The organism is Pseudomonas plecoglossicida NBRC 103162 = DSM 15088 (assembly GCF_000730665.1).
GTDB classification, from domain to species: domain Bacteria; phylum Pseudomonadota; class Gammaproteobacteria; order Pseudomonadales; family Pseudomonadaceae; genus Aquipseudomonas; species Aquipseudomonas plecoglossicida.
Window position 1 is genome coordinate 43,837 of the sequence record NZ_BBIV01000013.1, and the last position, 10,821, is coordinate 54,657.

Consider the following 10,821-nt stretch of genomic DNA (forward strand, 5'->3'; position numbering starts at 1 on the left):
GTGATAGAACCAGCCCTTGTTGTCCCAAGGCACTCTTTGATTTTTGATGATGTGCGCTTTAGTGCAGTCGATATCGAACGCAGCAAGAATGCCACCAGCCTTGAGCAGGCGACTGAGATGACCTGCTGGGAATCCATCAAGGATTGGTTTGGTGGGGGGGTTCAGCGCCGGGCGTTGACCGAGCTTTACACGTTCTTTCACGGAGTGAGCGATGAAAAGGAACAGGCGTTCGACTTCCTGAAAGGTAATTGTGAGAAAAAATACGCAGGGAACTTCGAGGAAAAAATTGACATCGCGACGCAGAGCCGACGTTTGATTATCAATGTAGGCGAGGGCCGCGTATTTTCGCAGGCAGTGCCGCTGTGGGAGGAAGAAAGCGCGGCGTTCCTGGTAAAGCATTATGGCGACTTCTATGCGGCGGCACTGGATGATCAGCAGGGCTTTGTCGCTAGCTACAAGGATGTAGCGGTACTTAAAGCGTTTTCCGATGGTCTTCATGCCGCGCTGCAGCAGGCGTTTGACCGAAATTACAATGAATCGTCGGGTGAAGTGCATAGCTCCCCACTCGGGCAATGGGTAGGCAAGAAATTTGAGGCGGTAATAAGAGATAACCCAGAGGTTGCGTCTTACCTTATCGAGAATCGAAACCACCCAGCCGTCAAGGAGTGGCGTTTGCAGCATCCTTCTCCTGCCGCAGTAACGTTGTCCCCTGAGGCTCAGTCGGCGTTCACTAAAGAACTACTGGAGCCTGTCGCCGGAGATTTGGAGCCTTCGGGCATTTCTATCCAGGCAGCTAACGATTGGAATCGGACTGAACTGAACATCGCTGGGCAGGTTTACAACCGTGATCCTGCGGCCGCTGCCGATGCGTTGCATGCCCTGACCGGCAATCGAGAACTAAGTGCTTTGATCAGTCGATATGCCAATCAAGGGGCATTGGCTCCCGTGATTCGAGCAATGCAGGGGGGCTCCCTTCATTTACGCCTGCCCGATGGGGGTGATGTGAGGCATGTCCCTTCCGGGAATTCATTCTATTCAATCGCCAAAGAGAAGGACGGCAGTATTCGCCTGGATTTCAATTATGACGCGGATTGTATTAAGCATGCCTGGCTGGATCGAGGTGAGAAAGAAGGGCCGGAGATGGTGCTGACGGAAGGTGAAAATAGCCGCTTCAATGCTCGCTTTGCATTGCGCTTTAGTGCTGACAACCTAGTCTCGGTCGCTGCGCCGCTTACTTACGAAAGCGAGTTCGCACTGGCAAAGGAAGGCGTGTCAAGTGCTAATGAGTTTGTTTGATTGGCTCAAGGTTTATATTCATTATTTTGCGCGAGGCGGCGTAATTTGAGACCGTTTGATAAGTATTTCTTGGCAATGCTGTTGAAGCAATGAGCGCGGGTTTGATAAAGGATTGGTTGGCTGCTCAGGGTTATGAAGTTTCACCTGCTTTTTGGGCTGAAACAACGTTTCAGTTAGGTTGGCAGTTCACGCATTTGGGGTGTCGGGTTTCCTGGCGCTGCGACGGTCTGCGGGTATGGATTGTCATGGTACGACGTGCCGACAAGCGGGATGGGCTGGCTAATCCGTTCGCTGCACTTTACCTGCTGGCCAACGCGGTACTGTCAACCTTGGGGCCGGGAGCGACGTTATATGGCAATGTCGATGTGTTGGCGGGTAGTCCCTTGCGAGCAGCCAGGTTGGCGCATTTCTATCGACGTTGGACGGGCGCTGCGGAAGTCTCTCCCGGTTGGTTTGAGCTGGATGTCAGCCAGGTCGTTTCATTGCGGGTGATGAGAAAACGATAACCCTCGTTGCCGTCAACACAAGTCTTGTTGTCACGCGTCGGTGTCGAAACATGAACAATTACGCTAATACAAACAGCTACAACCTGATGTTGGCGGTGCGCGCGATCGAATGCAGTGACATGCAGGATCAGCGGATCACCGAATTGCAGGAACGCTTAGGGCTATCTTGGGCGGAGATCGCCCATGTGCGACAGGGTATTACCGCTGCCTTGACGCCAGCGGCGGAACAAGAGCTTTTGCAGTCGGTAAATCGCCTGTGGAGTGAGTACGTGTTCAGTGGTGAGCTTCCTCCAGGTTTTAGTTGCTCACTTGGCATGCGCAGAATTCTGGTGTGAGGTCGTCATGGCAAGGATCGAAGAGGTTGGAGTAAATCGTCTAGGTTCGGTGCAGGAATCAGAAGTGTCGCCGGATGCGGTGGCGAGACTGCTGAAGAGCTTGCACGAAAACAAGGTTGAACTAGTGCTGGATGGGCACAGGTTGACCGCTAAGCAGGCCGAAAAAATATTTGTAGCGCTGCTGAGTGATGGTGGCAGTGAGGGTGGCTCGCCAGACGAAAATGTGCAGGCAATCCGCAAGGCAATTCAGGGGCAGGCCGGAAAAGCCTTAGAAGTTGGTGAGTTGTTCATGCACCTGCCATCGCAGCGGCTTGATGTCATGATTATTGCGGGGTTCACTGAAATCCTTCAGGGGCAGGCCGCAAAAAAAAATAGTCAAAGTGACGAATTAAAGAGCCTGTCGGTAGAGTTGAAAATCTATAGCGTTATTCAGTCGCAAGTCAGTGCCGCGCTTGCCAAAAAAGAAGCGTTTGATATTTCGGCATCTGGCGTGAACCTGATGGATTACAAGTTGTATGGTTATACCAGCGCTGAACAGTGGGCCGGTTCAAAGGAGCGCGTCTTTTTAGAAAAGCTGGATACGCATTCCCGCGAGGGCATGAGCATCAGAGAGTTTCTTGAGGGTGGGCCAAAGGAGACGGGCAAACTGAGTAACTTGCAAAACAGCTATGCTTACGAAAAGGATAATAATCCGCTCCAGAATTTTTCTACAACGCTTGCAGATCGCTCCCGGCCTCTGGGGGATAGTGTGAATGAAAAATCAGCGCAACTAAATGAGAAAAACGCTCGTTATAATGCCGTGATAGATGCCTTTAGCAGGATAGTTGATAAGTTTGATAAGTTGCTGAAAACCGCTTTAGGGTAGCACGGGAGGAAGGATGGATATTTTAGGTGGGTCTCAGGCAGAGGAAGAGGAGGACGCCCTGGAGTTGTTCCTTCGGGAGGGTGGGACGTTCGCAATGCTTAAAGGCATCTCGCAGGACAGCCTTGATCAGATGTATTCACTTGCCTTCAATCACTACCAGGTAGGCAAGTGGCGCGAGGCCCATACCTTGTTTCAAGGTTTGTGTGCACTCGATCATTACGATACGCGGTTCTTTCTCGGGCTTGGGGCGTGTCGACAGCAACTCGGCATGTTCCAGGCTGCGATAGAGAGTTATACCTATGGCGCTTTGATTGACATCAAAGACCCGCGCTTTCCGTTTTACGCCGGTGAGTGTCAGTTGCAGCTTGATGATTTGGAGGCTGCTGAGAGCGGTTTTTATTCGGCAGGACTCTTGGCTTCGGCAGATGCGAAGTATTCCGCGTTGGCCCGGCGGGCGGAGGGTATGTTGGAGGCTGTATCACTGAGGAGCATTGAACGATGAAGCCCATTCAATCGGATGTTACTGTAATGCCGGCAGATGTCGGGTTGCTTGATGTGTCGCGGGTTACTGAGTCTCCGAACCAGGCAGATGCGGTAGTCACCATTAGCGCGACGCCCGGGCAGCTGGGCGTTATGGGCTCTGTTGACGTAGCACCGGCATTGCCGTTGCCGCAGGCGTTGAATGGTTCGTTGAGCGCCGAGGCGACAAAACAACTTGAAGCTGCTCTCGGTGCCCTGTTTGAGCGCTCTGAGCTTATTGAGCCTATTGTTAAAGATTTATCGCAAGCTGCTGGTTTGCTGGTGGCAAAGGAAACTGGGCGCCTCTCGCCAGACGCAGCCGATTTGGAATTGCAGGCGCTGCTTGCAACCATCATTACCGACAAGTCGAAGATTGACCGAGAGCGCATTCTCCAAGCCCGCTCCGAAAATATCGAGAGGATTCAGCAGAACCAGGACAAGATGGCGGAGTCCCTCAATGCCGCCAAGGAAGCGAAGAAGTCGGGCCTGGCGGCGAAGATCTTTGGCTGGATCGGGGCGATTGCCTCGGTGATTGTCGGCATCGTCATGTGCGCCACCGGCGTGGGCGCTGCGGCTGGCGCGCTGATGATCGCCGGCGGGGTGGTCGGCATTGTTTCCAACGCATTACAGCAAGCTGCCCAGGACGGGTTGATCAGCAAAAAGGCCATGGAGGCTCTCGGGCCGGTGATGATGGCAGTGGAGATATTGGTCGCCGTGGCTTCTCTGGTCGTGACCCTGGGGGCCTCGGCGGCAGGGGCTGTTGCAAAAGTCGCGAGCAAGGTTGCGACCGAGGTGGGTGGGACGGTAGGGGAGCTTGCCGCCAGCCTGTCGCAAAAAGCAACCAAAGCGGCAAACTTGGCTACGAAAGCGTTCGACGTTGCTGGCAAGAGCGTAAGCACAGGCGTCAAGGTGGCGACCTCTGCCCCTAAACTTGTTGCAGATGTTGGTGGTGGGGCTTCAAAGCTCGCTGCGTCTGTCATGGACTATAAGCTCGCTAGCACAGAGGCTGACACGGCACAAGCCCGTGCGGAGCTCGATGCGGGCGAAGCGCTTGTCAGGCGCTTGGTAGAGGCGTATGCACCCAGCAACAAGGCCTTGGAGGATGCACTGGACTCGATGCTGGGAATGTTGAGAGATAACGCGGAGACGCAGGAGCGCGTGTTCAATCGAATGAATAATGTACCAGGGGGTGTCTGATGGGTGGCCTAGGTCCTGTAGATAAACACACGAACACTGTTGTTGAGGATGTCAGCCCGGTCTTCAACCAGGAGCGGGCCGCGACTGCCAATCAGGCTGCGCCGCTCGACGCGCTCAAGCATGTTGAGGCGAGTGGCCATTTGGATTGGCCTCGCGGTACTGACAGCGCAGACCGGTCGAGTGGTGCTTTGTTGCGCAAAATCTTGCGTGAGCTTCGGGAAAATGGCATTGCGCAAAGAGATATTGATAACAAGAGTGCAATGCTGGCGCAGCTTGAAAAAGTAGCCACGATGAAAAAGGCGGCGAGTTTTAAAATTGGCCCATTAGTGATGGGGGCACTCCAGGCAGCGCTTGCAGCTGGGCAAGGTATCATGGGTGCGGTTACAGGGCCCAAGGTAGATCCATTGGCTAAAGTGGCGGGTCCTGTATCGACTGGCGCCAGTGTAGTGAAACACAGCAACACTGCTCTGGGGGCGGTCACACCGGTGATCAATGGGGCTGTTCAATATCATGGCGAGTTAGCGCAGGCGCAGGTGCAGGAGGAAGAATACAGCGCTACGAGTACGCAGCGGCGCGCAGATAAAAGTGCCGAGTATGTGCGTGATCTCGAGCGCAGCTGGCAAGAGTCAGTAGAACTTTTGAAGGAAGCTGCCAAGATCGAACTTAGCGGTTACCAGGCCGCAGGTCGTATCTAGGGATTCAGACGCCCAGCCGCCATGCGCGGACTGGGCGTCAGCTTTTGTGGGAAGGTTTGTGCCTTACTAGCGGTTACCCTGATATGGCTGCATAAAAGCATGCGACGGGTATAAGGGCACGTTGCTGAAGACGAATATTTTAGGGTGCTGGGTGAAATTCGCTTTGTACTGCTGTGTGTTTTGGCTGGTTGGTTGTGTATCGGTTCCCTTGAGGCCAGAGGTTGCCGGGCGTGTCGTTCTCCCTGGGCCACTCACGCGTACGGCACATCTTACTTTGCGGCTTTATGAAGAGCGTGATGGTGGGCTTCGAGAGGTTGCACGGCAACGGTACTGCATCGATATCCTGCCATTGCGGTTCAGCTTTCGGCTCGGTGAAGGTTCGCCTCAGCGCTTGACCTTGATCGGCAGTTTGTCCTTGCGACAGGGAGGCCCAGAGCAGGCGGTGAATTCTATGGTGGTTTCGCCGGATGAAGACGCCGTCATGGTTTTGCGTCCACTGCCTTGTTTCCCTAACTGTAATGGCAGCGGTACCCGCCCTCTGTAGTAGCGCCCTCCCATTGGTTACTTTTTGTGTGTTTGATAATCATTGGGCCGATACTGATAGCGTGCGGGTCGGTTGGTCTTTAGTCTTGAGTTATTCAAATTGCAGGTTCCGGTTCGAACTTGCTTAATGAACTGCACCAAGGCGGCTGTATGTTATTGGATGATGAAGTTGGCCGGGTCGCGATTGCGGGCCCATCGGCAGCAGGTGTCGATGCGCGCGAGGGGGCGGCTTATCTACTGGCGCAAGCAGAAGTTGAAAAGCTCAATAACATTAATGCGCGTGAGGCAGTCGATTGGGTGAAAGTATCCACCTCGTGTGTCAGTGTGCTGCGTGAGGAGGGTAAGGATCTCGGCGCAGCTGTGTGGTTGTTATGCGCTTGGTATTCGTTGCATGGTGTAACAGGCTTGCGTTCCGGAGTCCGAGTGCTGCGCGATTTGTTGCAGCACTATTGGGCTGAACTTACTCCGCCAGAGGCGCGTGTACGTGCACGCCGCGGCCAGATCGAGTGGATGCTCGATTGGTTGGATCGCGCGTTGAGTAAAGGTAGCGATCCTGTGATGCCGGAATGTATCGAAGGGCTTCTGGCGGACTGGGATGCCCTTGAAGAGATCTGGTCTGAGCGTGATGCCCAGTCGCCGGGATTCTTTCGCTTGCGACGCTGTTTGGCGAGCCTGCCGGTTGAGCAAGAGTGCCTCGTGGTGGCATCGCCGGCGGCAGAGCCCTCATCGGCTCTGTCTGGGGATGAGCAGATGCCCTTGCAGTGCAATGAGCCGATCTCGGCCCCAGCGCCAGCGCCTGAACTTGTGCGTGTGCATCCCGAGAATATGGATGCGAAAGGGGTTGTGCGAGCCATAGAGGAGGGCTTGCACTCATTGGGGGCCTTGATCCCATTGGGCCTTCAGGGCGACTACCCGCCGGCAATGTTGTTTCGGATAAATCGACAAGTGGCTTGGGTGACGTTGGAGGCGGAGCCTCCGGCGCAGCAGAGCATCACGCGTATTCCGCCGCCACCGAATTCTCAGGTAAAGGCCTTTGCCGCGATACGGTCAGCGGGGTCGGCGTTGGCCATTGTGCAGTTTTGCGAGTCTCGCTTACTGACCTATCCCTATTGGCTTGAGCTAAATCGCGTGTGCCATGCGGCGCTGTTGGAGTTAGGCCCGGACGGAGGGTCAGCCGCGGCCAGCGTCGTCTTGGAGGTGCGGCATTTGATGGCGCGCCTCCCTGGGTTGGCCGAGTTGAAGTTCGCATCGGGTGTGCCATTCGCCGACGGTGCCACACTGAGCTGGTTGGAGGCGATATCCCCTGCTCCCGTGCAGGCTGAGCGGGGTGACGCCATCGGGGCGATGATCGACGAGGCCGGCGCTGAGGCGGTAATGGGGCGCCTTGACAGTGCATTGCAATCATTGCATGTGCATTTGGGAGGGCTCAGCACTGGTCGTGATCGTTTTCGCCTGCGCCGTGCTCAGTGTGAGCTGCTGCACCGTTTCGACCCGAAGCCGCAACTACGGTTGGTGCTGGATGTAATCATTCAGGAGGCCCTGGAGCGGGGCGTGGACCGTTGGGAGCCTGAGTTGCTTCGGCCATTGCTGGAGTTGACGCTGCAATACCGTGAAGGCGGCTTCAGGGCCTTGGGCAGTGAACAATTGGTGGCAATGGACTTGCCGGCCTTCTGGCGCTTGACCCATGGAGGGATAGCGTCGCAAGGATAATGCTCTGGATGTGCAGGGCGGCAAGTTTCTTCAATTCTATTTTTTTGCTGCGTTGCGCAGTACTTTAATGTGGGTGATATCTCATGGCGAGTGACGGTTCGGTTGCGCCCAAAGAGCGTGTAAACATTGTATATAAGCCTGATATCGGCGATGCCAAAGAGCAGGTCGAGCTGCCGCTCAAGCAGCTGGTAGTGGGTGACTTTACGCTGAAGGAAGACAGCACGCCGGTTGAAGACATCAAACCTATTCGTGTCGACAAAGACAACTTTGGCGAAGTCATGAAGGCGCAAGGCTTGACGCTGGAAATGGCAGTGCCTAACCGTCTTTGCGAAAGCGTCAGCGAAGACGAGTGTCTGCCTGTTCGTTTGCAGTTTGAGTCGCTAAGCGATTTCGAACCCGATTCAGTTGTTGCCCAAGTGCCAGAACTTCAAATGCTTATTGCGTTGCGTAACTCGTTGAAGGCGCTGAAAGGCCCGCTGGGGAACTTGCCGGAGTTTCGTAAGCAGCTGCAAGGTCTGGTCAGCGATGAGGGTTCGCGCGAGCGTTTGCTGGCGGAGTTGGGCGTAGCGCAAGGAGAACAACCTAATGAGTGAGGCGCAAACAGAAGCGACGGCGGCCACTGAACAACTGAGTGAGTCGGGTACCTTGCTCGATCAATTGGTCGAGGCTGCCCGTATCAAGCCTGACGATGAGGCGTACGCGGTTACCCGTCAAGGGCTCGAGGCGTTCGTGGCGGAGTTGCTGGAGCCGGCACGGCAAACAGAGAAAGTCAGTGCGGGTTTGATCGATGAGATGATTGCCGGTATCGATGCCAAGCTCTGCCGTCAGGTGGATGCGATTCTGCACGACCGACAATTTCAGACGTTGGAGTCGGCGTGGCGCTCTTTGAAGTTTTTGGTCGATCGCACGGATTTTCGTGAAAACAATAAATTGGAAATTCTCAATGTGTCCAAGCAGAAGCTGCTGGAGGACTTTGAGGATGCGCCAGAGATTACCCGTTCGGGTTTGTACAAGTCGGTGTACAGTGCTGAGTTTGGTCAGTTTGGCGGGCAACCGATCGGTTCGATCATCGCCAACTATTCGTTCGGCCCAGGTCAGCAGGACATCAAGCTTTTGCAATATGCTGCTGCCCTCGGTGCCATGGCACACGCACCGTTTATCGCAGCAGCGGGCCCACAGTTCTTTGGCGTCGACAGCTTTTCCGAGTTGCCCAATCTGAAAGACCTGAAGGCGATGTTCGAAGGCCCTCAGTACATCAAGTGGAATGCATTTCGGGAGAGCGATGATTCGCGCTTTGTCGGGTTGACGCTGCCTAATTTCCTGCTGCGTACACCTTACGCGGAGAATACGGTACCCAGTAAGACGTTCTGTTACACGGAGAACGTGAGTGGCGGCAACGACGACTTCTTGTGGGGTAACGCCGCCTTTGCTTTTGCCAGTCGCTTGTCTGACAGTTTCGCCCGATACCGTTGGTGTGCCAACGTCATTGGCCCACAGGGCGGTGGTGCGGTCGGTGATTTACCGATTTACAACTTCGATGCCATGGGTGAAATTCAGACCAAGATCCCAACGCAAGTGCTGATCTCCGAACGTCGAGAGTTTGAGCTGGCGGAGCAAGGTTTCATCGGCTTGACCATGCGTAAAAATTCGGATAACGCGGCGTTCTTTTCCGCGAACTCGTGCCAGAAACCAAAATATTTCGGTGGTGATAAAGAAGGCAAGGCCGCTGAGCTCAATTATAAGCTGGGTACACAGTTGCCTTATATTTTTGTGGTCAGCCGCCTGGCTCACTATATCAAAGTTATTCAGCGCGAAAATATTGGTACCTGGAAAGAGCGAGGTGATCTTGAGTCCGAGCTCAATACGTGGATTCGCCAATACGTGGCAGACATGGATAACCCCGTTGCGGACGTCCGCAGCCAGCGTCCTTTGCGCCAGGCGCAGGTCATCGTGAGCGATGTGGATGGTGATCCGGGTTGGTATCGGGTTAGCTTGAAAGTTCGCCCTCATTTCAAGTACATGGGTGCATCTTTTACATTGTCTTTGGTCGGGAAGCTCGATAAGTCTTGAGTGTCCTGACGGGTCGTCACATGGCCTCAAGGGCGAATGGTTTCTTGTAGGGCAATTCTTATATGGCTTGGCTGTTACAGGCTTTTCAGTGGTTGCAATAAACTAAAATCAAGAGGGTTGACACATGGCATTTCCTATTTATATGACCGTAACTGGCGCGGCACAAGGGCAGTTTAAAGGGGGGGTCGAAGAAGAGGGTCATAAAGAAAAAATTCGAGTGTTTGAGGTGGTTAGCGAGTCCGAAGTTAAGGTGCACCAGCAAACCGGTACAGCGGTTTCCCAGCGTCAGCATAAGGGTGTCACCGTGGTCAAAGAGCTCGATCCGGCTACGCCGCTGTTGATTCAGGCATTTAATAAGGGTGAGGCTTGTGAGGTGCTGCTGGAATATATGTGGATCAATAAAAAGAAGGGCGTAGAGGAGGTCTTTTACACCAAAAAACTTCAGGGTGGAGTAATCTCTAACCGTCAAGAGTTTCTGGATAGTGGTGCGTCGAATGAGGACGCGTTGTCAGGGCATATGGAGCGTATTACTTTTAACTGTAAGGTCACTACTGATACATGGGTTGATGGTGGTATTTCAACGGTTGATGATATTCGCAATCGAACGTAAAAACGGCTAGTGGCCACTGCCCAGTTGGGCGGTGGCTTTTCAGGGGGAAGGGCAATGCGCGATAGGCGGCTGCTAGAGCGAATCGTGATATCCGAAACCTCTCAACAGCGCTCGGGTGTGAGCGAAGTAGAGGTGTTGACGCAATCAATTCTACAGCACCTGCAACGCATACTTAATACGCGCCAGGGTACTGTTTTGATCGACCCGGAATTTGGTGTTCCCGATTTTACAAACCTTGCAGGTTCTTTTGTTACAGGCGAGACGTCTCAAATGATCGAAAACATTACCCGCATGGTCGCACGCTATGAACCCCGGCTGAAGTCACCGCGCATTGTCATGGGGGAAGATGCTCAGGAAGTGCTATCGCTGAGCTTTAGCCTTAGCGGGGTCGTTTCGATCAACGATCGCGATATGCCCTTACATCTTGCCACCCGAGTGTCTTCGGATGGCCGTGTTTCGCTGTCGATGCGCTAAG

12 protein-coding genes are annotated in these 10,821 nt (G+C 54.1%); all 12 read left to right on the forward strand.

The genetic code is table 11. The features are described from left to right. The 12 genes from PPL01S_RS09830 (at nucleotide 1) to tssE (ending at nucleotide 10,820) form a co-directional block, all read left to right on the forward strand. Nucleotides 1-1,296 (forward strand): hypothetical protein, encoded by a 1,296-nt coding sequence (locus PPL01S_RS09830; protein WP_016394480.1) that lies wholly within the window; start codon nucleotides 1-3, stop codon nucleotides 1,294-1,296. Nucleotides 1,297-1,385: 89 nt separating this feature from the next. Then, on the forward strand, nucleotides 1,386-1,802 hold the full coding sequence (locus PPL01S_RS24615; RefSeq protein WP_081833307.1) for an LcrR family type III secretion system chaperone: 417 nt from the start codon (nucleotides 1,386-1,388) through the stop codon (nucleotides 1,800-1,802). A 50-nt stretch (nucleotides 1,803-1,852) separates the two neighbouring features. Next, nucleotides 1,853-2,137: a hypothetical protein gene (locus PPL01S_RS09835; protein WP_016394478.1), complete on the forward strand. Its 285-nt coding sequence runs from the start codon at nucleotides 1,853-1,855 to the stop codon at nucleotides 2,135-2,137. 7 nt (nucleotides 2,138-2,144) lie between these two features. Further along, nucleotides 2,145-3,002: a virulence-associated V antigen gene (locus PPL01S_RS09840; RefSeq protein ID WP_081833306.1), complete on the forward strand. Its 858-nt coding sequence runs from the start codon at nucleotides 2,145-2,147 to the stop codon at nucleotides 3,000-3,002. A 13-nt stretch (nucleotides 3,003-3,015) separates the two neighbouring features. Beyond that, a complete protein-coding gene (locus PPL01S_RS09845) occupies nucleotides 3,016-3,504 on the forward strand; it encodes a SycD/LcrH family type III secretion system chaperone (protein WP_016394476.1) in 489 nt (162 codons plus the stop codon). Next, nucleotides 3,501-4,718, forward strand: coding sequence for a type III secretion system translocon subunit SseC family protein (gene sctE / locus PPL01S_RS09850; protein ID WP_016394475.1), 1,218 nt, complete (start codon nucleotides 3,501-3,503; stop codon nucleotides 4,716-4,718). Before PPL01S_RS09845 ends, sctE begins: the two co-directional genes overlap by 4 nt. Continuing rightward, complete coding sequence (locus PPL01S_RS09855) at nucleotides 4,718-5,413, forward strand: YopD family type III secretion system translocon subunit (RefSeq protein WP_028625651.1); 696 nt, start codon at nucleotides 4,718-4,720, stop codon at nucleotides 5,411-5,413. Before sctE ends, PPL01S_RS09855 begins: the two co-directional genes overlap by 1 nt. 663 nt (nucleotides 5,414-6,076) lie before the next feature. Continuing rightward, nucleotides 6,077-7,666: a type VI secretion system protein TssA gene (gene tssA / locus PPL01S_RS09860; protein ID WP_248694076.1), complete on the forward strand. Its 1,590-nt coding sequence runs from the start codon at nucleotides 6,077-6,079 to the stop codon at nucleotides 7,664-7,666. Between the two features lie 83 nt (nucleotides 7,667-7,749). After that, nucleotides 7,750-8,259 (forward strand): type VI secretion system contractile sheath small subunit, encoded by a 510-nt coding sequence (gene tssB / locus PPL01S_RS09865; RefSeq protein ID WP_016394471.1) that lies wholly within the window; start codon nucleotides 7,750-7,752, stop codon nucleotides 8,257-8,259. Beyond that, on the forward strand, nucleotides 8,252-9,736 hold the full coding sequence (gene tssC / locus PPL01S_RS09870; RefSeq protein WP_016394470.1) for a type VI secretion system contractile sheath large subunit: 1,485 nt from the start codon (nucleotides 8,252-8,254) through the stop codon (nucleotides 9,734-9,736). The genes tssB and tssC overlap by 8 nt, the downstream gene beginning before the upstream one ends. Before the next feature lie 124 nt (nucleotides 9,737-9,860). Beyond that, nucleotides 9,861-10,346 carry a type VI secretion system tube protein TssD gene (gene tssD, locus PPL01S_RS09875; RefSeq protein ID WP_016394469.1) on the forward strand — a complete coding sequence of 162 codons (486 nt, stop codon included), beginning with the start codon at nucleotides 9,861-9,863 and terminating at the stop codon, nucleotides 10,344-10,346. 54 nt (nucleotides 10,347-10,400) lie between these two features. After that, the gene (gene tssE, locus PPL01S_RS09880) at nucleotides 10,401-10,820 is read left to right on the forward strand and encodes a type VI secretion system baseplate subunit TssE (protein ID WP_016394468.1); all 420 of its coding nucleotides are present in this window, start codon (nucleotides 10,401-10,403) and stop codon (nucleotides 10,818-10,820) included. Nucleotide 10,821 lies beyond the last annotated feature (1 nt).

Excerpts from the sequence above, each read along its gene's own strand:
- PPL01S_RS24615 (WP_081833307.1), top strand. The coding sequence starts at position 1,386 with ATGAGCGCGGGTTTGATAAAGGATTGGTTGGCTGCTCAGGGTTATGAA.
- PPL01S_RS09835 (WP_016394478.1), top strand. The coding sequence starts at position 1,853 with ATGAACAATTACGCTAATACAAACAGCTACAACCTGATGTTGGCGGTG.
- PPL01S_RS09840 (WP_081833306.1), top strand. The coding sequence starts at position 2,145 with ATGGCAAGGATCGAAGAGGTTGGAGTAAATCGTCTAGGTTCGGTGCAG.
- PPL01S_RS09845 (WP_016394476.1), top strand. The coding sequence starts at position 3,016 with ATGGATATTTTAGGTGGGTCTCAGGCAGAGGAAGAGGAGGACGCCCTG.
- sctE (WP_016394475.1), top strand. The coding sequence starts at position 3,501 with ATGAAGCCCATTCAATCGGATGTTACTGTAATGCCGGCAGATGTCGGG.
- PPL01S_RS09855 (WP_028625651.1), top strand. The coding sequence starts at position 4,718 with ATGGGTGGCCTAGGTCCTGTAGATAAACACACGAACACTGTTGTTGAG.
- tssB (WP_016394471.1), top strand. The coding sequence starts at position 7,750 with ATGGCGAGTGACGGTTCGGTTGCGCCCAAAGAGCGTGTAAACATTGTA.
- tssC (WP_016394470.1), top strand. The coding sequence starts at position 8,252 with ATGAGTGAGGCGCAAACAGAAGCGACGGCGGCCACTGAACAACTGAGT.
- tssD (WP_016394469.1), top strand. The coding sequence starts at position 9,861 with ATGGCATTTCCTATTTATATGACCGTAACTGGCGCGGCACAAGGGCAG.
- tssE (WP_016394468.1), top strand. The coding sequence starts at position 10,401 with ATGCGCGATAGGCGGCTGCTAGAGCGAATCGTGATATCCGAAACCTCT.